1 protein-coding gene is annotated in these 259 nt (G+C 69.1%); it reads right to left on the reverse strand.

Features of this window, described 5'->3' with window-relative positions:
• On the reverse strand, window positions 1-259 hold a 259-nt coding region (locus AC0IYH_RS32365), incomplete at both ends, for an NAD(P)-dependent oxidoreductase (protein WP_471838426.1).

The following is a 259-nucleotide window of genomic DNA, read 5'->3' on the forward strand; positions in this document are numbered from 1 at the left end:
CGCGCGCAACACGTCGCCGTCGACCAGATGTCGCGTCTTCGAGCCGCCCGGCACGAGGACGATGAGCACGTCGCAGGCCGCCGCCAGTGCGACCGGGCTGCCATGATAGTCGTAGGCCACGTCCTCCTGCCGGGAGCGGCCATGATAGGCGATCGTGGTGCCGAATGCTTCGAGACGTTTGGCCACGGCCTTGCCGATCGCGCCGAGGCCGAGGATACCGACGCGGCGGCCGCGCAAGGTCGGGGACAACTGGAACGGA

Source organism: Pseudomonas sp. AC463 (genome assembly GCF_979253585.1).